Raw genomic sequence first — 26,177 nt, 5'->3', positions numbered from 1 at the left:
CGCGAGCCGACGTGGCCGGGAGCACGCATCGTGGAATGTGGCGACCGCGCCGATTGAGTACGCTTCCCGGGTGCGCTCGATCGGGCGTGCGCCGACAAACGGATCGGCATACGGGAGGGAACCGGCGTTGCACATCGAGGAATGGCTTGAGACCGTACCCGCGATCAGTGTGTATCTGCTCGTCGGCCTGGTCATCGGCCTCGAAAGCCTGGGCATCCCGCTCCCCGGAGAGATCGTCCTCGTCAGCGCCTCGCTGCTGGCCGCCTCCCAGGACCACATCAACCCCTACATCCTCGGTGGCTGCGCCATCGCGGGGGCGGTGATCGGCGACTCGATCGGCTATCTGATCGGGCGCAAGGGCGGTCAGCCACTCCTCGCCTGGCTGGCCCGTAAATTCCCCAAGCACTTCGGTGCCGAGCAGGTGGCGACGGCCGAGCGGTCCTTCCAGAAGTGGGGCATGTGGGCGGTCTTCGTGGGCCGCTTCATAGCGCTGCTGCGCATCTTCGCGGGTCCGCTCGCCGGGGTGCTGCGCATGCCGTACTGGAAGTTCGCCATCGCCAACGTGCTCGGCGGCATCGTCTGGGCGGGCGGCACCACCGCGGTCATCTACTCCGTCGGGAAGGTCGCCGAGGACTGGCTCAAGCGCTTCTCCTGGCTCGGGCTCGTCCTCGCGCTGTGCTTCGGCCTCGGCTCGATGCTGGTGATGAAGTGGCGCACGAAGAAGGCCCAGGCGGCCCGGGAGGCCCAGCAGCCGGTGGCGGCTGCCGCGACCGGGCCCGAGACCGGGACCGGATCCGGGTCCAAGGCCGAGGCGGGGACCGCCAAGGCCGGAGCCGAGGCGGCCGAGCCGGAGCCCGTCCCGGCCGCCGAGTAGCCGCTTTCCCTTAGCTCTGACTGGCCCGCTCCTCCGCCGCCGCGCGGTGGTGGCGGGCCAGCTCCACGTAGCCGTCGGCGTTGAGCCGTACGTGCTCCCGCTCCTCGTCGGTCAGCTCGCGCCTGACCTTCGCCGGAACGCCCGCGACCAGCGAGCCCGGCGGCACCCGCATCCCCTGCGGGACCAGCGCCTGGGCCGCGATCAGCGAGCCCGCGCCGATGTGCGCGCCGTTCAGCACCGTGGCGCCCATGCCGACCAGGACGTCGTCCTCGACGGTGCAGCCGTGCAGCACCGCGTTGTGGCCCACGGTCACCCGCTCACCCACGGTGGCCGGGAAGCCGGGGTCGGCGTGCACGGTGCAATTATCTTGGACGTTGCTGTGCGCGCCCACGCTGATCGGCGCGGTGTCTCCGCGCAGCACGGCGTGGTACCAGACGCTCGCTCCCGCGGCCACCGAGACATCGCCGATCACCACGGACGTCGGGGCGACGAACGCCTCCGGATCGACCTTCGGCTCCTTGCCGCCCACGCCCGAGATCAGTGCCCGCTCCGCCACCGCTGTCTCCTCCGGTCCGTAACCCTGGCTGTCTCCCGGCACGTTAGCCCGTCGTCAGAAGCACGCTGCCCACCAGGGCGAGCCCGGCGCCGGTCGCCTGCACCGCGCGCAGCCGCTCGCCCAGCAGGACGCGGGCGGCGAGCGAGGTCACCACGGGGTACAGCGAGGCGAGGACGGCGGCGATGGTGACCGGACCGTGGTGGGCGGCCAGGTTGTACGTGCCGTTGGCGGCGACGTCGGCCAGCCCCACGAAGGCGAGCGCGGGCAGCGACGCCGCGACGCCGCGCAGGCCGCCCTCGGGCAGTGCCGGGGTGCCGCGCCGTACGGAGATCAGCAGAGCGCCGCCGCCGACCGCCACGTTGCACACCCGCTGCACGAACAGCGCCAGGAAGAGGCCGGTCAGGGTGGTGGACGCCTCGGCGATCAGCGCCATCACCGAGCCGAAGCCCAGCGCGGCGACCAGGGTGAGCAGCAGGGTCTGCCGCTGGACGGGGGTTCCGCCGGTCTGCGGCCCTCCTGCCAGGACCACCCCGGCCACTGCCACCACGATCCCGGCCAGCTGGAGTAGCCCGGGCCGCTCGCCGAGCACGACCGCGACCGCGAGCGGCACCATGACCCCGCCCAGGGCGCCGAGCGGGGAGACGACGCCCATCGGGCCGAGCGCGAGCGCGCGGTAGAAGCAGAGCATGGCGGCCGGACCCACCACGCCCGCCGCCGCGGCGAACCACAGCTGCGGCCCGGCCTCGGACCAGCCGCCGGTGGCCACCACGATCGCGCCGAGCACGGTCACCGCGATGACCTGCGAGACGACGACCACCGTGAGCGCGGGGGTGCGCCGCGTGAGCAGCCCTCCGCCGAAGTCGGCCAGCCCCCACATCAGACTGGTGGCGAGAGCGAAGAGTGCGGACATGGAGGGACCTCGCCGTACAGTGTGATGGACGCTGGAGTGCACCCCAGCGTAGTTCACTAAGCTCGACTCCGCCATTCAAGATATTGGACTTAATCTGTGACGGACCTCGATCAGCTCACGCAGTCGCTCGCCCGCAACCTCAAGCGCTGGCGCAACGAACGCGGCTATACCCTCGACGCCCTCGCGGCCCGCGCCGGGGTCAGCCGGGGCATGATCATCCAGATTGAGCAGGCCCGTACGAACCCCAGTGTCGGCACCACCGTGAAGCTCGCCGACGCGCTCGGCGTGAGCATCACGACGCTGCTCGACTACGAGCAGGGGCCCCAGGTGACCTTCGTCCCCGCCGACCAGGCCGTGCGGATGTGGTCCACCGAGGCGGGCAGTTACACCGCGCTGCTCGTGGGCACCGAGGCGAGGGGACCGCTGGAGATGTGGGAGTGGCGGCTGATGCCCGGCGACGGCAGCGAGTCCGATCCGCACCCGGCCGGGACGTACGAGCTGCTGCGCGTGACCGCGGGCGAGCTGACCCTCGTCATCGGGGGCCGGGCGCACACCGTGCCGACCGGCACCTCGGCCGCCTTCGAGGCCAACACCCCGCACACCTACCGCAACGACGGCGACGTACCGGTGGAGATGACCATGGCCGTCTCGGTGCCGCCCGCCCGCTGAAACCCGGGCCCGCACACCCCTCCCGGCCTGCTAGTTTGAGCGATATGAGTACCCCGATGGACGCCTTCGACGAGGTCCGTCCCGCCGTGGAATGCCTGGACCTGCTGACCACCCCGGTCGCCGACGCGCTGCGCGACTGGCGCGGCGCCGGGCCGGTGGAGCAGATCCTCTACGTGGACACCGACCCGGACAAGGCCGACACCGCCGTGCTCGTCGAGAACTACGGTTCCTGGCTGCTGGAGCAGTCCGCCAACTGCGTGGTGGTGGCCGGGAAACGGGGCGGCGAGGTCACGCTCGCCGCGTGCCTGGTCCTCGCCCACACCCGCGCGGACGTCAACGGGGTCGTACGCCGCCATCTGGGCGCCCGCAAGGCGTCGTTCGCGCCGATCGAGACGGCGACCGGCGAGAGCGCTATGGAGTTCGGCGGCATCACCCCGATCGGGCTGCCCGCCGACTGGCCGCTGCTGCTGGACGCCGCCGTCGCCGACATCCCGTACGCGCTCATCGGCAGCGGCAGCCGCCGGGGCAAGCTCATCGTGCCGGGCAAGGTGCTCGCCGGGCTGCCGGGCGCGGTCGTGCTGGAGGGGCTCGGCGCGTAGCGGTCAGCCCCGGGGCTGGGACAGATCCAGCGACAGCGCGAGGGAGTGTTCGGTGAAGCCCAGGCTCCGGTACATGTGCTCGGCTTCGCCGGTGGTGTGCAGGTCGACCCGGGTCACGTCCTTCCCGGCGAACCAGTCGAGCAGGGCCTCCGTCGTCGCGCGCGCGTAGCCGCGGTTCCGGTGGCGGGGGTCGGTGCACACGTTGAAGACGAACCCGAAGCAGCCCGCGGGGTGGCCCGGCGCGGGCAGCCGCTCCTCCACCCGCCCCACCGCGCACGCCGCCAGCCGCGGGGCGCCCCGCTCGTCCCCGTCCACGACGAACGCGCCGAGCACGGGCTCCGGCTCGCTCAACTGGCGCCGCACGGACTCCTCGGCGCTCGCCTCCCAGGGGCCCGGCTCGTCCTCGCCGTGCATCGCGTGGAACATCAGCCGGCGCAGCCGGACCAGCTCGGCGGCGTCGTCGGGGCGGGCGGCGCGTATCGGGATCATGGGACGACGCTAACCGGTGGGGGACACCGGCTCATAGGGGACTTCCCGACCCGGTGTCCGCTCGGCCCAGGCGCGGGATCTCGATGGCGGGGCAGCGGTCCATGACCATCTCCAGCCCCGCGGCGCGGGTGCGCTCGTACGCCGCCGGGTCGATGACGCCGAGCTGGAACCACACCGCCTTGGCGCCGATCTCCACCGCCTGGTCGGCGACCGGCCCGGCCAGCTCGGAGTTGACGAAGACGTCGACCACGTCGACCGGGAACGGGATCTCGGCGAGCGTGGCGTAACCGGGCTCGCCGAGCACCGTCTCGGCCTTCGGATGCACGGGCACGACGCGCTTGCCGTGGCGCTGGAGCACCCCGGCCACGCCGTAGGCCGCGCGGGCCTGGTTGGCGGACAGGCCGACGACGGCCCAGGTGTCGCCCAGCTCGCCCAGGATGGTGCGGATCGTCGCCGCGTCGCCGTACATCGGTTGCCTCCTGCGGGTGCGGTGTCCGGTGTCCATGGGCGGAAACGGACACCGCGCCCCGGAGATTCCCCGGCGGGCGCCGGGTGTCCCGCTTACGAGGGGAGGGGGCTGGAAGCCGAGTCGGCCATGCGCTCGCGCAGGCTGCGGGGCCTCATGTCGGTCCACACCTCGTCGACGTAAGTCGAGCACTCGTCCTTGGTGCCCTCCTTGCCGACGGTCTGCCAGCCGTCGGGGACGTCGAGGTCGGCGGGCCACAGGGAGTACTGGTCCTCGTCGTTGCGGAGCACCTGGTAGCGGGCGTTGTCATCCATGAGCTGTTCTCCTGTCGTGTCGGTACTGATCTTTTATGGGTGTGGTTCCGGGGGGATACGGGTCAGCCCGCGCAGGGTCGGGCTGGCCGTGGCGAGGACGGCCGCGGCGGCCATTCCGGCCGAGCACACCAGGATCGCCTGGTCGCCCGGCAGGGCCTGGGTGAGCAGACCGCCCAGCGCGGGCCCCGCCGCGCCCGCGGCACCGCAGGCCAGGGCGAGGGCGCTGGTGAGCCTGCCGCGCAGCTGGTCCGGGGTGCGCAGCAGTTGCTCCGTCATGATCGCGGTGTTGGCGGTGGGCGGGAACAACGCCATCAGGGCGAACAGCACCCCGGTCAGATAGCCGCTGTGCACGACGGCGGCGACCGGGGTGAGCACGGTCAGCGCCCAGAACACCGCCACGATGGCGCGGTAGGGGCCGAGGCGGCTGTGGAGGACGGGCGCGGCGAGCGCGCCGGCGACCCCGCCCACCCCGAGCATGGCCGCCATCACCCCGACCTCCCCGGAGGGCACCCCTCGGGTTCCGGCGAGCACGATGACGACGAGATAGAAGGCGCTGAAGAACAGGTTGAGCACGACCGCGCACAGGATGGTGACCCGGATACGGCGCTCCTGCCACACCCACCGCAGACCGGCCAGCATCTCGTGGCCGAGCCTGCCCGGCGGGGCGGCGGGCCGCTCCTGTTCCGGCAGCCGCAGGAAGAGCAGCGCGACGAAGGAGAGGGTGTGCATGAGGGCGTCGGCCAGGAAGGGGACGAAGCGCCCCACGGCGAACAGGAAACCGCCGGTCGCGGTGCCCGACAGCTGCCCCATCGACGCCCGCGCCGTGTTCATCGAGACCGCCGCGGGCAGTTGGGCGGTGTCCACCAGCAGCGGCAGCGCGGCGTTCTCCGCCGGTTCGAAGAGGGCGGCGGCGGCCCCGAACACCGCCGCGACGGCGACCATGTGCGGCACGGTGGCCGCGTCGGCCCACACCGCGATCACCAGGCTGATGGCGGACACCGCCTGGGCCGCCTCGCAGCCCAGCATGAGCGCCTTACGGTCGTACCGGTCCACCAGGACCCCGGCGGGCAGCCCGGCCACCATCTGCGCGGCGGCGATCGTGCCCATCACCAGACCCGACGCGGCGCCCGAACCGGTGAGCGCGAGCACCAGCAGCGGAAACGCGATCATCGTCGCGTGGAACCCGAACTCCGAGAGCGCCTGGCTGCCCCACAGCAGCCGGTAGCCGCGGTTGCGCGACAGGGGCACCAGCGGGGGCGCGGACGGGGGCGCCTCCACCGGGCCCGACGGCACGGCGCCCTCCCCGCTCATAGGGCACCCCTGCAGTCCTGGGCGATACGGCGCAGCGCGTCCGCGAAGTCCGCGGCCACCGCCGCCACGGTCGACTCCTCGTGGACACCGGGACGGTAGTACCAGGTGAAGCCGAGGCGGCCGTTCTGCACCGCGCCCACGACCTCCAGCAGATGCGATCCGCCCTCGCGGGGGTCGTGGTCCTGGCCGAAGGAGCCGTGCTCGGCGTGGACGAGGCCGTCCTTGGCCTCGGCGGACCGGGCGTCCCACTGGCCGAGGTAGTTGAAGACGACCTGCGGTCCGGCGCCGGTGCCGGTGAGCCGCTCCCGTACCTCGGGCGACCCGAACGTCCGCAGCGCCCCGAAGCCGAAGCCATTGCCGGGGACGGCCCGCAGCCGTCGCCTGACCGACTTCACCAGGCCGCGCCAGTCGACCTCCGCGGCGTCCCGGGCGCCGGGCAGGTCGAAGGAGACCGGGTACATCGTGGTGAACCAGCCCACCGTACGGGAGAGATCGGCGCCCTCGATGACGTCCTCGCGCCCGTGGCCCTCCAGTTCGACGGAGACCCGGTCCTGTCCGGTCCAGCGGGACAGCGCCAGCGCGAGGGCGGCCAGCAGGACGTCGTTGATGCGGGTGCGGTACGCGGTGGGCGCGGCGCGCAGCAGCGCCTCGGTGTCCGCCTCGTCGATCTCCACCGGGACGGCCCGGCTCTCGGTTCCCGGGGCGGGCGTCTCGTGGTCGACCGGCAGCGGCCGCGCGTCCAGGGCCGTGGCCCAGTGGTCGGCCTCGTGGTCCAGGGCGCCGTCGGCGACCTGCTCGGCGAGCCGCAGGGCCCAGTCCCGGAACGAGGTCGACTTGGTGCCGAGGCCGACCGCCTCGCCGCGCGCGCTCTGCTGGTACGCGGTGTCCAGGTCATCCAGCACGATCCGCCAGGACACGCCGTCGATGACCAGGTGGTGGGCGGTCAGGAAGAGGAACGGCCGCCGGGCGTCGCCGAACCGGAAGAGCGCGGCCATCAGCAGCGGACCGCTGCCGAGGTCGAAGCCCGCGTGGAGGGCGTCGGCCGTCTTCTCCATCGCCGCGTCCGCCTCGTTCGGCGGCAGCCCGGACAGGTCGTACCGGGCGAGGACGGCTCCCGCCCCGGGCTCCGGGTTGTGCTGCCGCCACTCGCCGCCGTCTTCGGTGAACCGCATCCGCAGCGCGTCATGGTGGGCGAGGAGGGCGGCCAGCGCCTGTTCCAGGGCGGCTTCGTCCACGTCCTGGTCCAGCTCCAGCAGGGTGGACTGGTTGAAATGGTGCGGATTGACGGTGTGGGTGGCGAAGAACCAGCGCTGGATCGGGGTGAGCGGAAGGTCTCCTGTCACCGGCTCCGCGCCGCCCTCCTCCTGTTCCGTCGTCGCCACGGCTGCCAGGGCGGCCACCGACTGATGGGTGAACAGGTCCTTGGTGGTCACCCGCAGCCCCGACTGCCGGGCGCGGGAGACGACCTGGATGCTCAGGATGGAATCCCCGCCGAGGTCGAAGAAGTTGTCGTTCACGCCGACCCGGTCGAGGCCGAGGACATCCGCCCAGATCGCCGCGATCCGGCTCTCCATCGGGGTGCGCGGCGCGACATGGTCCGCCCCCGGAGCCGGGGCGGGATCCGGATCGGGCAGGGCGCGGCGGTCCACCTTTCCGTTGGGGGTGAGCGGCAGCTCCGCCAGGGTGGCGAACGCCGAGGGCACCATGTGGGGCGGCAGGATCCCGCCCAGGAAGTCCCGCAGCGAGGCCGCGGTCGGCGCCGCGTCCGCCGCCGGGACCACGTAGCCGAGCAGCCGCTTCAGCCCGGACGGATGCTCGGGCGTGGCTTCGGTGTTCCGTACGGCCACCACCGCTTCGCGCACCTCGGGGCTGCGCCGCAGCGCGCTCTCCACCTCGCCCGGCTCGATCCGGAAACCGCGGACCTTCACCTGGTCGTCGGCCCGGCCGACGAACCGCAGCTCACCGTCGGCCGTCCAGCGCACCACATCGCCCGTGCGGTACATCCGGCCGCCCGCGGGGCCGAAAGGATCGGCCAGGAAGCGGGAGGCGGTGAGCCCGGCGCGTCCCAGGTAGCCGCGCGCCAGCGCGGCCCCGGCCACGTACAGCTCCCCGGCCACGCCCACCGGAACCGGGCGCAGCGCGGAATCCAGCACATAGGCCCGGGTGTTGGGGATCGGCCCGCCGATCGGCGGCGCCCCGGAACCCGCGGCCAGCGGCCCGGACCAGGTGCTCACCACGGTCGCCTCGGTCGGACCGTACGAGTTGATCATCCGGCGTCCGGGTGCCCAGCGGTCCACCAGTTCGGCGGAGCACGCGTCACCGCCGACGATCAGCGTGCGCAGCTCCGGCATCCCCGCCTCCCGCGCCGCCTCCGGCACGGTGGCCAGCGCCGCCGGGGGAATGAGCGCGTGGGTGATCCGCTGCTCGGTCAGCACCTGCGCCAGCCGCTCGCCGAGCAGCGGTCCCTCCTCCGCGACGACGAGCGCCGCGCCCTTCGTCAGGGATACGCACAGCTCCAGTACGGAGGCGTCGAAGCTCGGCGAGGCGAACTGCAGCACCCGGTCCCCGGCCCGGACGTCGTAGTGTTCGGCGGCGGCGGACGAGAAGCTCGCCAGCCCCGCGTGGGTGACCACGACCGCCTTGGGCACCCCGGTGGACCCGGAGGTGTAGATGACGTACGCCGGATGGTCCGGTGTCAGCCCCCGGACGACGGGCGCGTCGGCGGGGCTGTCCCCGGCCCACACCGACGCCGGGTCGTCGAGCACCACCAGCGGCTCGGCGTCGCGCAGCATGAACGCCACCCGCTCCGCCGGATAGTTGGGGTCGACCGGCAGGAACGCGCCGCCCGCCTTCCCCACCGCCAGCTGCGCCACCACCATCTCCACCGACCGCGGCAGCACCAGCGCCACCCGCTGCTCCGGCCCCACACCGCGCCCGATCAGCCGGTGTGCCAGCCGGTTCGCCGCCACCTCCAGCTCGGCGAAGGTGAGCGTCCCCGCCCCGTACCGTACGGCCGTGGCGTCCGGGGATTCCGCCGCCTGCCGCTCGAACAGCTCGGCCAGCGTGGCCGGGGGGACGGGACGCCCGGTGGCGTTCCACTCGACGAGGGTGCGCCGCAGCTCGGCCGGGGTGGCGAGCGGCAGCGCGCCCACCGCCCGGTCCGGGTCGTCGGCGATGCCGGTGAGGAGCGTACGGAGGGCCGCGCCCATCCGCTCGGCCGTCGGCGCGTCGAACAACTCGGTGCTGTAGCTGATCAGCCCGCGCAGCACGCCGCCCTCGGCCTCGGCGAACTCCAGCGTGAGGTCGAAGCTCGCGGTGCTGGTCTCGGGGGCGATGTCCTCCAGGGCGAGACCGGGCAGGTCCAGTGGCCCGCCGGGGATGTTCTGCAGCACCACCATCGCCTGGAACAGCGGCGTCCGGCTGGTGTCCCGGACGGGCTGCACCTCGTCCACCACCCGCTCGAACGGCACGCTCTGGTGGGCGAAGGCGTCCAGGACGGTGCCGCGCACATCGGCCAGGAAGTCGGTGAAGCCGCGCTCGGGGTCGACCGAGGAGCGGAGCACCAGCGTGTTGACGAAGAAGCCGATCAGATGCTCGGCCTCGGCGCGCTCCCGCCCCGAGGTGACCGTGCCCACGGCGATGTCCTCCTGGCCCGACAGCCGGGCCAGCAGCACCTGGGCGGCCGCCACCAGCGTCATGAAGAGAGTGGTGCCACGGGTCTGTCCGTACTCCTTGAGGCGCCGGTTCACCGCGGCGGGCACCTCGAACTCCGCCGTCGCGCCGTGTCCGCCGCGTACCGCCGGGCGGGGCCGGTCGGTGGGCAGCTCCAGCGGCTCGGTGTCGTGCAACTGCCGTTTCCAATAGGCCAGTTGCTCATCGGTGGACGGGCCGGACACTTCGGCCCGCTGCCAGGCCGCGAAGTCCGCGTACCCCACCGGAAGCGGTGGCAGCTGCGCCACCTCGCCGCTCAGCGCCGCCCGGTACAGCTCGCGCAGATCGCCCATGAGCACACCGGTGGACCAGCCGTCGGTGATGATGTGGTGCAGCGTCAGGGTGAGTGCGTGGTCCTCGGCGGTGAGCCGGATCAGCCCGGCCCGCAGCAGCGGCCCGCGCCGCAGGTCGAAGGGGCGCTCGCGCTCCCGCGCCAGCAGCTCCGTCAGCTCCGCCTCCCGCCGCTCTGTGGGCAGGTCCGACAGATCGTGCCGGGTGAGCCGGACCGCGGAGGGCTCGTGCACGATCTGCACTCCGCGCCCGTCGACCGCGTCGAAGGTGGTACGCAGCGACTCGTGCCGGGCCACCAGCGCGGTCAGTGCCTCCTCCAGCGCCCGGACGTCGAGGTGGCCGCGCATCCGCAGCGCCAGCGGGGTGAGGTACTCGGTGCTGTCCGGTGCGAAGGAGTCCAGGAACCACAGGCGCTGCTGCGGAAACGACAGCGGCAGCTCCGCGTCCCGGGACACCCGTGTGATCGGCGCGGACGCCTCTCCCGCGCCGCCGCCGCTCGCCTCGCTGAGGGCCGTGGCCAGGGCGGCCACCGTCGAGTGGGTGAACACCAGCCGGGGTGACACCTCCACCCCGAACGCCTCCCGCAGCCGCGAGGTGAGCCGGATGCTGAGGATGGAGTCACCGCCGAGGACGAAGAAGTCGTCCTCGGCGCCGACCCGTTCGGCCCCCAGCACGTCGGCCAGGATCCGCGCCGTGCGCCGCTCGGCCTCGTCGCGCGGGGCGACGTAGGCCGCCCGGTCCGGGGCGGGGCCGGGCGCGGGCAGCGCGGCGCGGTCCAGCTTGCCGTTGCGGCTCAGCGGCAGCGCGTCCAGCGGGACGAACGCGGACGGCACCATGTAGTCGGGGAGGGCGGCCGCCGTGTGGGTACGCAACTCCGCCAGGTCCAGGGCCGGTTCGCCGCCGGACACCACATACGCCACCAGCCGTTTCACCCCGGGTCGGTCCTCCCGGGCCACCACTGCCGCGTCCGCCACCCCGGGGTGCGCGGTCAGCACGGTCTCCACCTCGCCCGGCTCGATCCGGAAGCCCCGGACCTTCACCTGGTGGTCGGCGCGGCCCACGAACTCCACCGTGCCGTCCGGCCGCCGCCGCGCCAGGTCCCCGGTGCGGTACATCCGCTCCCCGGCTGGCCCGTACGGATCGGCGAGGAAGGCCGCCGCCGTCGCGCCGGGCCTCCCCAGGTAGCCACGGGCCACACCCTCACCCGCGACGAAGAGTTCACCGACGACCCCCGGGGGCACGATCCGCAGTCGCGCGTCCAGGACGTACACCCGCATGTTGTCCAGCGGCCCGCCGATCGGCACCACATCGGGCACCCCGTCGGCCCGGGACATGGGGAACGCGGTCGCGAAGGTCGTCGTCTCGGTCGGCCCGTAGCCGTCCACGACGGTCAGCCCGGGGCACGCCGCCAGCACCCGGCGCACCGCGCCCGCGGGCACCACATCGCCGCCGGTCCACACCTCGCGCAGCCCCGCGAAACAGTCCGGGGCGTCCTGCGCCAGCAGCCGGAACAGCCCGGCCGTCAGCCACAGCCCCGTCACCCCGTCGCCGGCCACCAGCCTCCGCAGCGCCGCCGCGTCCAGCTCGCCCGGCGGGGCCACCACCACTTGGCCGCCGCGCAGCAGCGGCACCCACACCTCGTAGGTGGCGGCGTCGAACGCCACCGGCGAGTGCAGCGGCACGCGGGCGTGCCCGCCGCCCTCGAAGGCCCGGTGGAAGGCGAGCGCCGCCACATCCCGGTGGCGCACTCCCACGGCCTTCGGCTCCCCGGTCGACCCGGAGGTGAACATCACGTACGCCAGGTTGTCCCGGCACACCGGAACGGCGGGCGGGACGCGCTCGCCGTGGCGCGCGGCGGCCACGTCGTCCGCCGTCAGCACGACCTTCGCACCCGTCTGCGCGAGCAGGGCCCGCTGCCGCGCGCGCGGCGCGCGGGCGTCCACCGGTACGTACACCCCGCCCGCCTTGACCGCCGCGAGCTGCGCCACGACCAGTTCGGCCGACCGGTCCATGAGCAGCGCCACCCGGTCCTCGGCACCCACCTCCGACTCGGCCAGGGATGCGGCCAGTCGGCCGGACCACGCGTCGAGATCGCGGTAGCTCAGCGCGGTGGCGCCGTCCGTGACGGCGACGGCGTCCGGGGTCCGCGCGGCCTGCTCGGCGAACAGCTCCGCGAGCGAGCCCCGCGGCAGCGGCCGCGCGGTGTCGTTCCACTCCCGCACCGCCCGGCGTTCCTCGGCGCCGGTCAGCAGCCGCAGATCGTCCAGGGTGCGCCCGGCGCCATCGGCGATGCCGGTCAGCAGCGTCTCCAGGTGGCGCGCCGCCCGCTCCGCCGTCGCCGCGTCGAAAAGCGCCGGATCGTAGGCGATGTCGAACCCGAGCCGGTCGCCGAGATAGGCGCGCAGGCACAGCGGGAAGGTGGTGGCGTCCTCGGCCCGCACCTCCCGGATGGCGATCCCGGCACCGGACGCCGACTCCTCGTCGAACGGATAGTTCTCGAAGACCACCATGGAGTCGAACAGCCCCTCGGCGGCGGGCAGTTCGCTCAGGCCCTGGATTCGCGCGAGGGAGACGAAGTCGAAGCGGCGGGACTCGCTCTGCTGGTCCTGGAGTTCCCGCAGCCACTCCGCCACCTCGCGGCCGCCATCGGCCACGGCCCGGGTGGGGACCGTGTTGATGAACATGCCGACCATCGTCTCCACCCCCGGCAGCCCGTCCGGGCGGCCCGAGGCGGTGGTGCCGAACACCACGTCCGGCTCGCCGCCGTACCGGGACAGCAGCAGCGCCCAGGCGCCCTGCACCACCGTGTTGACGGTCAGCCCACGGCCACGGGCCATCTCGCGCAGCCGGGCGGACGCCTCCGGGGACAGCTCCAGCCGGGTCAGCTCGCCGGAGGTGGCGCGGTGCGCCTCCCGGGGCGGCCGGTCGTACGGCAGCGGGGTCCGGGCCCCGAAGCCCGCCAGGACGTCCCGCCAGTGGCGCTCGGCGCGCTCCTGGTCCTGCTCCCGCAGCCAGCGCAGGAAGTCCCGGAACGGGCGCCGCGCGGGCGGGCTCAGGGGGCGGCCCTCGGTGAGCGCCGCGTAGTGCTCGCACACTTCGGCGAAGATCTGCCCGGTGGACCAGCCGTCGAGCATCAGATGGTGCGAGGTCCACACCAGCATGACCTCGTCGTCGCTCTGCCGCGCGATCGCGATCCGGGTCAGCGGGGCACGGGTCAGCTCCATCCCGGCCGCCCGGTCCTCGGCGAGCAGCCGCTCCAGCGCGGCCTGCCGCCCGTCCGGGGAGAGGTCCCGCCAGTCGTGGCGGGCGGTGGGCAGCGTCACATGGCGGCGTACGACCTGGACGGGCTCCTCAAGCCCCTCCCAGCGGACCTCGCTGCGCAGCACCGGCGTCCGGCCCACGACCCGCTGCCAGGCGGTGGCGAACGCGTCCGGGTCGGCGATGCCGCCGACGCGCAGCGCGATCTGGTCGAAGTATGCGCCCTGGGCGTCGACCAGGCCGTGGAAGAGCATGCCCGCCTGCAGCGGGGTCAGCGGATAGATGTCCTCCACGTCCCGGCCGTCGCCCGCGAGCAGATCCACCTGGCGCTGGTCGAGCCGGGCGAGCGGGAAGTCGGAGGGGCTGCGGCCGCCCGCGCCGGGCTCCGCGCAGTGCGCGACGATCTCCCGCAGCGCGGCGACCGCGTCCTCGGCGAGGCGGCGCACGGTCGCCTCGTCGTACATCAGCGCCGGGTAGGTCCAGCCCAGTTCCAGACGGCCGTCCTGGACCGCCCCGGTGACCTCCAGCAGATACGTACGGGTCTCGCCGTCCGGCGCGTCCTGGCCCGTCGAGGGCAGTGCGCCCCGGATGAGTCCGGAGGCGTCATCCGTGGCGGCGGCATCCCACTGGCCGTGGTAGTTGAACCCGATCTGCGGCGCCGGTCCGCCGCGCAACCGCTCGCCCGCGGTGGGGGAGAGGTGGCGCAGCGCGCCGTAGCTCAGCCCGCGGTGCGGGACGGCGTGCAGCTGCTCCTTGACGGACCTCAGCGTCTCCCGCCAGCCCGCGCCCGGCGCCACGGTCAGCGCGAGCGGGAACTCGGCGGTGAACCAGCCGACCGTACGCGAGAGGTCCAGCTCGTCGAAGAGGTCCTCGCGGCCGTGGCCCTCCACCCCGATCAGCACGGTGTCGCCGCCGGTCCAGCGGGCCAGGCTGCGGCCGAGCGCGCTGAGCAGCACATCGTTGATCTGGGTGCGGTAGACCTCCGGGACATCGCGCAGCAGCGCCTCGGTCTCGGCGCGGCTAAGGCGCGTGGTCACCGTGGCCGCCGTCTCCTGGGTGTTGGCGCCCTCGCGGTCGATCGGGAGCGGGGCGGGCGCGGTGTGCGCGGTGTGCGTCCAGTACTCCAGGTCGCCGTCGAGCCCGCCGGAGCGCACGTGTTCCGCCAGCCGGGCCGCCCAGTGGGCGTAGGTGCTGCTGGCCGGGGGCAGTACGGGCGTGGCACCGCCCGTGGCCTGGTCGTACGCGGTCTCCAGATCGCCCAGGAGGACGCGCCACGAGACACCGTCGACCACCAGATGGTGCACGGTGATCAGCAACTCGGGCGGTCGCTGCGGACCGTAGGTGAACAGCAGCGCCCGCAGCACCGCGCCCTCGGCGATGTCCAGCCCGGTCTGGGCCGCGACCGTGGCCTCGCGCAGGGTGCGCGACCGCGCCTCGTCGCCGCACCCGGACAGATCGTGCCGCTCCAGCAGCGGCCCGGGCGCGGTGGGCAGGACCTCCTGCCGCCACTGGCCGTCGATGACGAGGAACCGGGTGCGCAGCGCCGGGTGGTGTGCCACGAGCGCGTCCACCGCCCGACGCAGCGCGAACTCATCGGTGTCAGCGGCGAGTTGGAGCCGGTGGGTCATGGTGAAGTGGTGCGGATCGCCGGGCCGCCGCCCGTCCAGGTACCAGTGCTGGATCGGGGTCAGCGGCGCCGGGCCGGCCGGCGGACCGGCCGGGGTCTGGTCCGGGTCCGGGGCGGACCCGGTGCTCAGCGCGAGTTCCGCGATGGTCTGGTGGCGGAAGACGTCCTTTGAGGTGATCCGCAGCCCGGCCTGGCGGGCGCGGGAGACGATCTGGATGCTGAGGATCGAATCGCCGCCGAGCGCGAAGAAGTTGTCCTCCACGCCGATCCGCGGAGTGCCGAGCACCTCGGACCACACGCGCGCGAGCACGGTCTCCGCCTCGGTGCGCGGCGCCAGATACGCGGTCTCCGCGTCCGGCCGCGCGGGCGGCGCGGGCAGCGCCCGCCGGTCGACCTTTCCGGCGTCGGTGCGGGGCATCCGCTCCAGCGTCACGAAGGCCGCCGGGACCATGTAGTCGGGCAGGGTCCGCTTGAGCAGGGTACGCAGCTCCACCGCGCCGGGCGCGGCGTCCGCGCCCGTGGCCACCAGGTAGCACACCAGCCGCCGGTGGCCGGTGTCCTCCCGGACCACCACCACGGCGTCCTCGACCGCCGGATGGCCCAGCACGGCGGCCTCGATCTCACCGGGCTCGACGCGGAAGCCACGGATCTTGACCTGCTCGTCGGTGCGGCCGAGGAATTCCAGCACCCCGTCCGCCGTCCACCGGGCCCGGTCGCCGGTGCGGTACATCCGGGAGCCGGGCGGACCGTACGGATCGGCGGTGAAGTGGCGCGCGGTCAGCCCCGGCCTGCCGAGATAGCCGCGCACCACCTGGGCGCCGGCCAGATGCAGTTCGCCCGGCACCCCGGGCGGCACCGGCCGCAGCGCCCCGTCCAGGACGTACGCCCGCAGATTGTGGCCGGGGCGCCCGATGAGCGGCCGGTCCCCGAGGTCGGCGAGGCGCCCGTACACCGCGTCGACGGCGCACTCGGTGGGCCCGTAGAAGTTGTACGCCGCGACGCCCGGCGCCGCGCGCAGCTCCCGCCACAGCGCCGCCCCCAGTGCCTCGCCGCCCACCATGACGATCCGCGGCCGGTGCCCGCCGTCCAACAAACCGCCGTCGAACAGCCCGGCGGCCATCAGCTCGTGCAGATACGAGGGCGTGAGGTCGAGGAAGTCCAGCTCCCGGGCGCGGATCAGCTCGACCAGCGCGTCCGGGTCCAGCCGTACCGCGTCGTCGATCAGATGCACCTCCTGGCCCGCCGCCAGGAACACGGCGCCCTCCCACGAGGTGTCGAAGGAGAACGCGGCGGTCAGCGCGGCGCGCAGCGGGCGGCCCGCCTCGGCCGCGTGCGGCGCGATGAGCCCGGCCAGGTGGTCGTGGCAGAGGTTGACCAGCTGGCCGTGCTCGACGGCGACCCCCTTGGGGCGGCCGGTGGAACCCGAGGTGTAGTTGATGTACGCGGTGTTCGCGGGCTGCAGTGGGGCGCGCCGGTCCCGGTCGGTGGGGTCGGTGGCCGGGAGGCCGTCGAGGGGCGCGTCGCGCAGCGCCTCGGGGGTGAGGACGATCCCGGGGCCCGAGTCCTCCAGCAGGAACCGGGCGCGCTCGGCGGGCAGTTCCGGATCGACGTACAGATACGTGGCGCCCGCCTTGAGGACGGCGAGCTGCGCCACCATCAGCTCGGCGGTGCGCGGCAGCCTGACCGCGACCACCTGCTCGGGACCGGCACCGATGGCGATCAGATGGTGGGCCAGCCGGTTGGCGCGGGCGTTCAGCTCCGCGAAGTCGTAACGGGCGCCCTCGGCCACCAGTGCGGTGGCGTGCGGGGTGCGGGCCGCCTGCTCCTCGAAGAGGCGCGGGAAGGTGGTGTCCGGCACCGGCAGCGCGGTGGCGTTCCACTCCTCCAGCACGGTGTGGCGCTCCCGCGCGGTCAGCAGCGGGAGTTCGCCCACTGGGCGGCCGGGGTCCTCCGCCACCGCCTCCAGCAGCAGCCGCAGCTGGCGGGTCATCCGCCGCACGGTCTCCGCGTCGAACAGGTCGGTGTTGTACTCGACGAAGCCGGTCAGGGCGCCCTGGTGTTCCACGAAGTCGAAGCCGAGGTCGAACGCGGCGGTGCGGCTCGGAATGCGGACGGCCTCCACGGCGAGCCCGGGCAGGCTCGGCACCTCACTGCCCAGGTTGTGCAGCGCCACCATCACCTGGAACAGCGGGGTGCGGCTGGTGTCCCGCTCCGGCTGGAGCGTGTCCACGATCCGCTCGAACGGCACGTCCTGGTGGGCGAAGGCGTCCAGGACGGTGTCGCGCACCTCCCGGAGCAGTTCGCCGAACGGACGGTCCGCGCGCACCCGGCTCCGCAGCACCAGCGTGTTCACGAACATCCCGACCAGCCGCTCCAGCTCGGGCCGCTCCCGGCCGGAGGTCACGGTGCCCACCGCGATGTCCTCCTGCCCCGACCAGCGCGCCAGCAGCACCTGGCAGGTGGCGAGCAGGGTCATGAAGAGCGTGCCGTCGCCGCGCCGCCCGGTCTCGCGGAGCCGGTCCACCAGCTCCGCGTCCAGGGTGAAGTCCAGCAGGGCTCCGTTCTTGGTCTGCACGGCCGGGCGCGGCCGGTCGGTCGGCAGCTCCAGCGGGGCCAGATCGGCGAGGGCCTTCCGCCAGTGGTCCAGCTGCGGTTCCACCGCGGCGGCGCCGCCACGCGGATCGCGCTGCCAGGCCGCGAAGTCGGCGTAACCCAGAGGCAGCGGGGGCAGTTCGGGGCCGCGGCCCGCCACCGCCGCGGCGTACAGCTCGCTCAGATCGTCGCTGATGACGGCGGTGGACCAGCCGTCCGTGATGATGTGATGCATCGTCAGCGTGAGGACGTGTTCCTCGTCGTCCAGCCGGATCAGCGACGCCCGCAGCAGCGGTCCGGTGGCCAGGTCGAAGGCGGTGGCGCCCTCGCGTGTCAGCAGCCGCTCCAGCTCCCGTTCACGGGCGGTGGCGGGGAACGCGGTGAGGTCGTGACAGGGCAGCTCGACCCGGTACGGGGCGTTGATCCGCTGCACGCCGTGGCCGTCCACCTCGGCGAACGTGGTGCGCAGCGGCTCGTGCCGGGCCACCAGGCCGTCGAGGGCGGTGTGCAGGGCGCCGGTGTCGAGCAGCCCGCGCAGCCGCAGCGCGAACGGGGTCACGTACTCGGTGTCGCGGTCGTCGAAGCCGTCCAGGAACCACAGCCGCTGCTGCGCGTACGACAGCGGCAGGTCACCGCCCCGCGCCACGGCCGGGATCACCTCGCGCGGCGCGGCGCCGCCGTCCGGCGCGCTCAGCGCGGCGGCGAGGGCGGCGACGGTGGCATGGGTGAACAGCGACCGTGGCGAGACGTCCGTGCCGAAGGCGGTACGCAGCCGGGAGGCCACCCGGATGGCGAGGATCGAATCGCCGCCCAGGGCGAAGAAGTTGTCCTCGGCCCCGGCCTCCTCGACGCCCAGCACATCGGCCCACACCCGGGCCACCATGGCCTCCGCCTCGGTGCGCGGGGCGATCCGCTCGGCGCTCGTCGCGAAGCCGTCCGCGCCCGGGGCGGGCAGCGCCGCCCGGTCCAGCTTTCCGTTGGCGGTCAGCGGCAGGGTGTCCAGGGGGACGTAGGCGGCCGGAATCATGTGCTCGGGCAGACCCTGCCCCAGGAATTCCCGCAGCTCGGCGGCGGACGGCGGGGCGCCCTGACCGGTGGCCACCGTGCGGGCGGCCACGGTGTAGGCGACCAGCCGCCGCGCCCCGGGCCGGTCCTCGCGCGCGATCACCACGGCGTGCGCCACCGCCGGATGCGCGGTCAGGGCGGCCTCGATCTCACCGGGTTCGATCCGGAAACCACGGATCTTCACCTGGTCATCGGCGCGCCCCAGGTACTCCAGCTCACCGTCCGCGCTCCACCGGGCCCGGTCGCCGGTGCGGTACATCCGGTGTCCCGGCGGGCCGAACGGGTCGGCGACGAAACGGGACGCGGTCAGCCCCGGCCGCCGCAGATAGCCACGGGCCAGCCCGGCGCCCGCCACGTACAGCTCGCCGACCGCACCCGGCGGCACCGGCTGGAGCGCGCTGTCGAGGACGTAGATCCGCAGGTCGGGGATGCCGGTGCCGATGCCACTGCCGGTGGCGCGGGCCGCGGTGGCGCGGTCGAGGGCGGTGTGGGTGACATGCACGGTGGTCTCGGTGATCCCGTACATGTTGACCAGCACGGGCGCGGTGTCCGCGTGCCGCGCGTACCAGCCCTCCAGGCGGCGCGGGTCGAGCGCCTCACCGCCGAAGATCACCCGGCGCAGCGAAAGCCGCGCCCCCGGGTGTTCTTCGTCCGCGCGCATCAGGGCGTAGAACGCCGACGGCGTCTGGTTGAGCACCGTCACCCGCTCATCCGCCAGCAGCCGCAGGAACTCCCGCGGGGAGCGCGAGACCGCGTACGGGACCACCACGAGCCGACCGCCGTGCAGCAGCGGCCCCCAGATCTCCCAGACGGAGAAGTCGAAGGCGTAGGAGTGGAACAGCGTCCACACATCGCTCTCGTCGAACGAGAACCACTGACGGGTCCGCGAGAACAGCCGGACCACATTGGCGTGCGGGATGATCACGCCCTTGGGCATCCCGGTCGATCCCGAGGTGTAGATGGCGTAGGCCGGGCTGTCCGGCAGGGGCCGGGCGGTGGCCGGGAGGGTGGCCGGGCGGTCCCGCAGATCTGCGGCCACCGCCGGATCGTCCAGGCACAGCCGGGGCACGGCGGTGGCCGCCGCGATCCGCTCGGCCAGGTCGGCGGTGGTCAGCAGCAGCACGGGTTCGGTGTCGGCGAGCATATGGGCGATCCGCCCGGCAGGCTGGTCCGGATCGATCGGCAGATAGGCCGCCCCGGTCTTCAGTACGGCCACGATCGCCACGATCATGTCGAGCGAGCGGGGCAGGGCCAGCGCCACATACCGCTCCCGCGCCGCGCCCCCGGCGGCGAGCCGATGAGCCAACTGCCCCGCCCGCAGGTCGAGTTCGGTGTACGACAGCGATTCCGCCCCGCACGTGACGGCGATCAGGTCCGGGGTGCGGGCGGCCTGCTCCTCGAACAGGTCCACCACGGTCCGCTCCGGCGCCCCCCGCTCCGAGCCGTTCCAGTCCACCAGGATCCGCCGCCGCTCCTCGGCGGTCGTCCACGGCAGGTCCCGCAGCGGCCGGTCGGGGTCCGCCGCGATGCCCGTCAGCAGCTGGCACAGCCGGTCGGCGAGGGCGGCCGCGGTCCCGGCGTCGAACAGCTCCGGGTCGTAGCCGAGGTCGAAGCCGAGCCGGTCGGAGAGGTGGGCCCGCAGGCTCAGCGGGAAGTTCGTGGCATCGGTCGACTGGACGTCGAGGATGCGCAGCCCCGCCTCGCGCGCAGAGGAGTCGTCGAAGGGGTAGTTCTCGAACGCCACCATGCTGTCGAAGAGCGGCGTACCGGCCGGGACCTCGCTCCACGCCGACAGCTGGGCCAGCGAAGCGGATTCGAAGCGCCGGGCCTCCGACTGCGTCACCTGGAGGTCCCGCAGCCACGCGGCGGTGTTCCGGGCGCCGTCGACCGATACCCGGGTGGGCAGGGTGTTGATGAACATGCCCACCATCGACTCGACCCCGGCCAGCTCCGCCGGGCGGCCCGAGACGGTGGTGCCGAAGACCACGTCCGGCTCGCCGCTGTACCGGGACAGCAGCAGCGCCCAGGCGCCCTGCACGATGGTGTTGACCGTCAGACCGTGGCGCCGGGCCGCCTCGCGCAGCTCCGCCGACACCCCGGCCCCGAGCGCCACCGCCACGGTCGCCGAGGATCCGGCCCGGTGCGACTCCAGGGGCTTGCGGTCGTACGGCAGCGGCGTGGGCGCGGTGACCCCCGCGAGCAGCGCCCGCCAGTGCTCTTCGGCCTCCCGCCCGTCCTGCCGGTCCAGCCAGTGCAGATAGTCGCGGAAGGGCCGCCGGGCGGTCAGCGCCGGGCGCTCTCCCCGGGCCGCCGCGGCGTACCGCTCGCACACCTCGGTGAAGACCTGGGCCAGGCTCCAGCCGTCCAGGATCAGATGGTGCGAGGTCCAGACCAACGCCACCTGGTCATCGGGGAGTTGGACCAGGGTCAGCCGCATCAGCGGGGGCGCCGTCAGATCCAGGCCGCGCGCCAGATCGTCGGCGCGGAGCCGGTCCAGCTCGGCCGCGCGCCGCTCCTCCGGCACCTCGCGCGCGTCCACATGGGTGACGGGCACGGCGGCCCGCTGGCGTACGAACTGCACGGGCCGCTCGACGTCCTCCCACACCACGCCACTGCGCAGCACCGGGGTGCGGTCGACCGTCTGCTGCCAGGCGAGCGCGAACGCGTGCGGATCGCTCACCCCGGCCAGGGTCAGCGTGGCCTGGTCGAGATACACGTCCTGCCCGTCGCCCACCAGACGGTGGAAGAGCATGCCTTCCTGGAGCGGGGTCAGCGGATAGACGTCCTCGGTGCCGCGCCCGTCACCGACCAGCCGGTCCACGCCCGCCTGGTCCAGCCGGGCGAGCGGGAAGTCGGACGGCGTACGGCCACCGGCGTCCGGCTCGGCGCAGTGGCCGACGATCTCCCGCAGCGCCGCCAGCATCGCGTCCGCGAGCCGCCGGACCGTGCCCTCGTCGTGGACGCGGTCGGAGTAGAGCCAGGTCAGCTCCAGCTCCCCGGCGGACACCACGCCCGACACGTCGAGCGGATACGTCGAGGGCTCATCGGGGTCGAGATCCTGGCCCAGGCTCTGATCGGTGAGGGTGAACGCGTCGTCGCCCGGTACGGAGTCCCACTGGCCGTGGTAGTTGAAGCAGATGCCCGGCAGCGGGGCGTCGCGCAGTGCGCGGGCGGGGGAGTCCGGCGCGCTCAGGTGGGCCAGCGCCTCGAAGCTCAGCCCGCGGCGGGGCAGCGCCCGCAGCTGCTCCTTCACGGACTTCAGCACCGCGCCCCAGCCGCCGCCGGGCACGGTGAGCGCCACCGGGTACTGGGTGGTGAACCAGCCGACGGTGCGGGACAGTTCGACGCTGTCGTCGATCTCCTCGCGGCCGTGGCCCTCCATGGCCACCAGCACCCGGTCGGTGTGCGTCCAGTCGGCGAGCACCCGGCCGAGCGCGCTCATCAGCACGTCGTTGATCTGCGTCCGGTACACCCCCGGCACCCGGCGCAGCAGCGCGTCGGTCGTGTCGCGGTCGAGCCGCACCCGGACCGTGCGGGTGGATCCGGCGGTGGCGCGGCCCGGATGGTCGACGGGCAGCTCCGCGCCCTCAGCCCGCGCCACGTCCTCCCAGTACGGCAGGTCGCCGTCCAGCTCCCCGGCGAGGACATGGTCGCTCAGCCGGTGGGCCCAGCGGGTGAACGGGGTGCCGACCGGGTCGAGTCGCACCGGCTCCCCGGCCACGGCCTGGCGGTACGCGGCCTCCAGATCGCCGAGCAGGATGCGCCACGAGACGCTGTCCACGGCCAGGTGATGTACGGCCAGGAACAGCCGTGGCCGGGTCTTCCTGCCGCGCAGGATCAGCGCACCACGCAGCAACGCGCCCGTGGCCAGGTCGAGTTCGGCGCGCACGGCCTCGGCGGCCGCCTCGGCCGCGGTGTGCTGCGCGTCCCCCTCCAGCCCTGACAGGTCATGGCGGCGGATCAGCGGCCCCGCCACCGGAGCGTCGGCGTGCTGGCGCCACGCACCGTCCTCCCGTACGAACCGGGTCCGCAGCGCCGGGTGGTGGGTGGCCACCGCCTCCAGGGCGGTGTGCAGCGCCGTCTCCTCCACGTCGTACGGCAGGTCCACGACCATCGACATGGTGAAGTGGCGCAGCGGGCCGTGGGTGGCGAAGAACCAGTGCTGGATCGGGGTCAGCGGCGCCGGGCCCACCGGCTCGGTTGCGGTGTCGGCACCGGTACCGGGCGCGGAGCGCGGGGCGATGGCGGCGGCGAGGTCGGCGATGGTCTGGTGGAGGAAGATGTCCCGGGAGCTGAGCCGCAGCCCGGCCTGGCGGGCCCGGGAGACGGCCTGGATGCTGAGGATCGAGTCGCCGCCGAGTTCGAAGAAGTTGTCCGTCACCCCGACCTGCCCGGCGCCCAGCACCTCGGCCCAGATCCGCGCAAGCTCCTCCTCCGCCGGGGTGCGCGGCGCCGTGTAGGTGTTCTCCCGCCGGTCGGTGTCGGGGTGCGGGGCGGGCAGCGCCCGCCGGTCGAGCTTGCCGCTCGTGGTGAGCGGCATGGTGTCGAGGGCGAGGAAGGCGCCCGGAATCATGTGGCCCGGCAGGGTGCGTCCGAGGGCCGCCCGCAGCTCCTGCGTGGTGGGCGGTACGGCGGTGGTGGCCGGTACGTAGTAGGCGGCCAGCCGCGCGTGGTCACGCTCGTCGGTCACGGCGACCACGGCCGCCTCGGCGACGGACGGCAGATCGAGCAACGCGGCCTCGATCTCGCCCGGTTCGACCCGGTGGCCACGGATCTTCACCTGGTCATCCGCGCGCCCGAGGTAGTCCAGCTCCCCGGTGGCGGTCCAGCGGGCCACATCGCCGGTGCGGTACATCCGGCCGCCCCGGGGCCCGAACGGATCGGCCACGAAGCGCGTCGCGGTGAGCCCCGGGCGGTGCGGATAGCCGCGCGCGAGCTGGTCACCGGCGAGATACAGCTCGCCCGCGACCCCGGCCGGTACCGGCCGGAGCCGGGCGTCGAGTACGTAGGCGCGCAGATTGCCCAACGGCCGCCCCACCACCGGGCGCCCGGCGCCGCCGATCCGGGCGGCGAGCGCGTCGATCGTGCACTCGGTCGGCCCGTAGAAGTTGTACGCCGTGGTGCCGGGCACCTCCGCCAGCTGCCGCCACAGCGTCTGGCCGATGGCCTCGCCGCCCAGCATCAGCACCCGGGGGCGGTGCCGGGGGTCGGTGAGCAGCCCGGCCGGGAGGAGCTGCCGCAGATACGAGGGGGTGAGGTCGAGGAAGTCGATCCGGTGCCCGGCGATGTGGTCGACGAGCGCGGCCGGGTCGAGCCGGGTGGTCTCGTCGATGAGGTGCAGCTCATGGCCGTCCGCCAGGAGCAGCAGCCCCTCCAGCGACGTGTCGAAGGAGAACGACGCGGTCAGCGCGGCGCGCAGCGGACCGCCGCCCGCCTCCGCCACGAAGCCGTGGCGGTGGCCCACCAGCAGGTTCACCATGGCCCGGTGCGAGACGGCCACGCCCTTGGGGCGGCCGGTGGAGCCGGAGGTGTAGATGACGTACGCCGCGCCGTCCGGGTGAAGCGCGCCGGTCCGGTCGGCGTCGGTGGGGTCGGTCGCGGGCAGCGTGGCGGGGACCGCGCGCAGCGCCGCCCCGTCCAGCACCAGCATCGGTTCGGCGTCGGACAGGAGGAACGCGACGCGCTCCTCGGGGAGTTCGGGGTCGATGGGCAGATACACGCCCCCCGCCTTGAGGACGCCGAGGATCGCCACGACCATGTCGGCGGTGCGCGGCAGCCTCACCCCGACGGTCCGCTCGGGGCCCACGCCCAGCCCGATCAGGTGGTGCGCCAGCCGGTTGGCGGCCGCGTTGAGCGACGCGAAGTCGTACCTCTCCTCCCCGGCGACCAGCGCCGTCGCCGCCGGAGTACGGGCCGCCTGGGCCTCGAACACGGCGGGGAAGGTCGTCGCCGGGGCGGCCACGGCGGGACCCCGCTCCCACGCCGCCACCTGCCGGCGCTCCTCCGCCGTCAGCAGCGGAAGCTCCCGCAGCGGCCGGTCCGGTGCGGCGCTCGCCCCGTCCAGCAGCACCAGCAGATGGCCCGCCATGCGCTCGGCGGTCTCCGCGTCGAACAGCTCGGTGCTGTACTCCAGCAGCCCCCGCAACTCCGTCCCGTCCGCCCCCTCTTCCTCTACGAATTCCACGCTGAGGTCGAAGGTGGAGGACTGCCGGGGCACATCGACGCTCTCCGCCGTCAGCCCGGCCGGACGGGGCGCGCCCCGCGGGTTGCTGTGGAGCAGCACCATGACGTCGAACAGCGGGTTGCGCCCGGCCTCCCGGCGCGCCCCCACGGCCTCCACCAGCCGCTCGAACGGCGTCTCGTCGTGCGCGAAGGCGTCGAGGATCGTCGTACCGGCCTCGTCGATCAGCTCGCGGTACGAACGCGCGACGTCGACCCCCGAGCGCAGCACCACGGTGTTCACGAAGAACCCGACGGCGCGCTCCAGTTCGGTGCGGCCACGGCCGGAGGTGACCGTACCGAGCGTGATGTCGTCCTGCCCCGACCAGCGGGCGAAGAGCCCCTGGCACGCGGCGACCAGCACGGTGAACAGCGTGGTGCGCCGCTCCGCCGCCAGGTCCTTCAGCCGCGCCGCGACGTCCCGGCCCACGGTGAACTCGTACACCGCGCCCGCCGAGGTGCGCGTCGCCGGCCGGGGCCGGTCGGTGGGCAGCTCCAGCGGGACGGTGCCCGTGAGCCGGTCCTTCCAGTGGTCGAGCTGCTTGTCCAGGGCGGCCCCGGAGAGCCGGTTCCGCTGCCACACCGCGAAGTCCGGGTACTGCACCGGCACCGGCGGCAGCGGACCCTTCCCGCCGGTGGCGGGCCCTGCGCCGTACAGCGCGCACAGCTCGTCCAGCAGGATGCCCATGGACCAGCCGTCGGTGACGATGTGATGGGCGGTGAGCAGGAGGACGTGTTCTCCGTCCGCCAGCCGTATCAGCAGCGCCCGCAGCAGGGGACCGGTGCGCAGGTCGAACGGGCGGGAGTACTCGGCGAGCAGCGTGTCGTCCAGCGCCCCGGGATCGCCGGTGAGGTCGGTGACCGGCAGCGGAACCGCGGTGGCCTCGCGCACCACCTGCGACGGCTGCCCGTCCCCGTCCTCGAAGACGGTCCGCAGCGCCTCGTGCCGCTCCACCAGGGCGTCGAGCGCCCGGGAGAGCGCGGCCACGTCCAGGGCACCGGTCAGCCGCAGGGCGACGGCGCTGTTGTAGCCCGCCTCGTCCGGCTGGAGGGTGTGCAGGAACCACAGCCGCGCTTGCGCGAAGGACAGCGGAAGGGTCTGGGCGCGGTCCGCGCGGGGGATCGCGGCGGCGCGTCCGGCCTTGCCCGCGAGACGGCGGCGGAGGGCTTCCCGCATTTCCTCGGGCAGGGCGGAGGCGCGGCTGTTCCTCGAAGACGTCATGTTC

Annotated in this window: 10 protein-coding genes; 3 read left to right on the top strand and 7 right to left on the bottom strand. The window is 73.8% G+C overall.

Annotated elements, in window-relative coordinates; genetic code table 11:
• Window positions 1–127: 127 nt before the first annotated feature.
• Window positions 128–874, top strand: a complete 747-nt coding sequence (locus ACZ6CL_RS17450; protein WP_468936980.1) for a DedA family protein — start codon at window positions 128–130, stop codon at window positions 872–874.
• 10 nt (window positions 875–884) lie between these two features.
• Here ACZ6CL_RS17450 and ACZ6CL_RS17445 read toward each other — a convergent pair whose 3' ends face one another.
• Both ACZ6CL_RS17445 and ACZ6CL_RS17440 read right to left on the bottom strand, forming a co-directional pair.
• Window positions 885–1,430: a gamma carbonic anhydrase family protein gene (locus tag ACZ6CL_RS17445; protein ID WP_468936979.1), complete on the bottom strand. Its 546-nt coding sequence runs from the start codon at window positions 1,428–1,430 to the stop codon at window positions 885–887.
• Window positions 1,431–1,473: 43 nt separating this feature from the next.
• Window positions 1,474–2,340, bottom strand: coding sequence for an EamA family transporter (locus ACZ6CL_RS17440; protein ID WP_468936978.1), 867 nt, complete (start codon window positions 2,338–2,340; stop codon window positions 1,474–1,476).
• Window positions 2,341–2,436: 96 nt separating this feature from the next.
• Between ACZ6CL_RS17440 and ACZ6CL_RS17435 the strand changes: the two genes are divergently transcribed.
• The gene (locus ACZ6CL_RS17435) at window positions 2,437–3,009 is read left to right on the top strand and encodes a helix-turn-helix domain-containing protein (protein ID WP_468936977.1); all 573 of its coding nucleotides are present in this window, start codon (window positions 2,437–2,439) and stop codon (window positions 3,007–3,009) included.
• A gap of 44 nt (window positions 3,010–3,053) precedes the next feature.
• Window positions 3,054–3,608, top strand: coding sequence for a YbaK/EbsC family protein (locus ACZ6CL_RS17430; RefSeq protein ID WP_468936976.1), 555 nt, complete (start codon window positions 3,054–3,056; stop codon window positions 3,606–3,608).
• Window positions 3,609–3,611: 3 nt separating this feature from the next.
• Here the strand turns inward: ACZ6CL_RS17430 and ACZ6CL_RS17425 are convergent, their stop codons facing one another.
• The 5 genes from ACZ6CL_RS17425 to ACZ6CL_RS17405 all read right to left on the bottom strand — a co-directional run bounded on the left by ACZ6CL_RS17425 (window position 3,612) and on the right by ACZ6CL_RS17405 (window position 26,173).
• Complete coding sequence (locus tag ACZ6CL_RS17425) at window positions 3,612–4,097, bottom strand: GNAT family N-acetyltransferase (RefSeq protein WP_468936975.1); 486 nt, start codon at window positions 4,095–4,097, stop codon at window positions 3,612–3,614.
• Window positions 4,098–4,128: 31 nt separating this feature from the next.
• A complete protein-coding gene (locus tag ACZ6CL_RS17420; RefSeq protein WP_468937124.1) occupies window positions 4,129–4,566 on the bottom strand; it encodes a CoA-binding protein in 438 nt (145 codons plus the stop codon).
• Between the two features lie 92 nt (window positions 4,567–4,658).
• Window positions 4,659–4,877 carry an MbtH family protein gene (locus ACZ6CL_RS17415; RefSeq protein WP_468936974.1) on the bottom strand — a complete coding sequence of 73 codons (219 nt, stop codon included), beginning with the start codon at window positions 4,875–4,877 and terminating at the stop codon, window positions 4,659–4,661.
• Between the two features lie 33 nt (window positions 4,878–4,910).
• Window positions 4,911–6,188: an MFS transporter gene (locus tag ACZ6CL_RS17410; RefSeq protein ID WP_468936973.1), complete on the bottom strand. Its 1,278-nt coding sequence runs from the start codon at window positions 6,186–6,188 to the stop codon at window positions 4,911–4,913.
• Window positions 6,185–26,173 (bottom strand): non-ribosomal peptide synthase/polyketide synthase, encoded by a 19,989-nt coding sequence (locus ACZ6CL_RS17405; RefSeq protein WP_468936972.1) that lies wholly within the window; start codon window positions 26,171–26,173, stop codon window positions 6,185–6,187. Before ACZ6CL_RS17405 ends, ACZ6CL_RS17410 begins: the two co-directional genes overlap by 4 nt.
• Window positions 26,174–26,177: the final 4 nt, after the last annotated feature.

The sequence above is a fragment of the Streptomyces sp. NPDC041200 genome (assembly GCF_055591805.1).
This window is presented reverse-complemented; position numbering and strand designations above follow the sequence as displayed.

Excerpts from the sequence above, each read along its gene's own strand:
- ACZ6CL_RS17440 (WP_468936978.1), bottom strand. The coding sequence starts at position 2,340 with ATGTCCGCACTCTTCGCTCTCGCCACCAGTCTGATGTGGGGGCTGGCC.
- ACZ6CL_RS17430 (WP_468936976.1), top strand. The coding sequence starts at position 3,054 with ATGAGTACCCCGATGGACGCCTTCGACGAGGTCCGTCCCGCCGTGGAA.
- ACZ6CL_RS17425 (WP_468936975.1), bottom strand. The coding sequence starts at position 4,097 with ATGATCCCGATACGCGCCGCCCGCCCCGACGACGCCGCCGAGCTGGTC.
- ACZ6CL_RS17420 (WP_468937124.1), bottom strand. The coding sequence starts at position 4,566 with ATGTACGGCGACGCGGCGACGATCCGCACCATCCTGGGCGAGCTGGGC.
- ACZ6CL_RS17415 (WP_468936974.1), bottom strand. The coding sequence starts at position 4,877 with ATGGATGACAACGCCCGCTACCAGGTGCTCCGCAACGACGAGGACCAG.
- ACZ6CL_RS17410 (WP_468936973.1), bottom strand. The coding sequence starts at position 6,188 with ATGAGCGGGGAGGGCGCCGTGCCGTCGGGCCCGGTGGAGGCGCCCCCG.
- ACZ6CL_RS17405 (WP_468936972.1), bottom strand. The coding sequence starts at position 26,173 with ATGACGTCTTCGAGGAACAGCCGCGCCTCCGCCCTGCCCGAGGAAATG.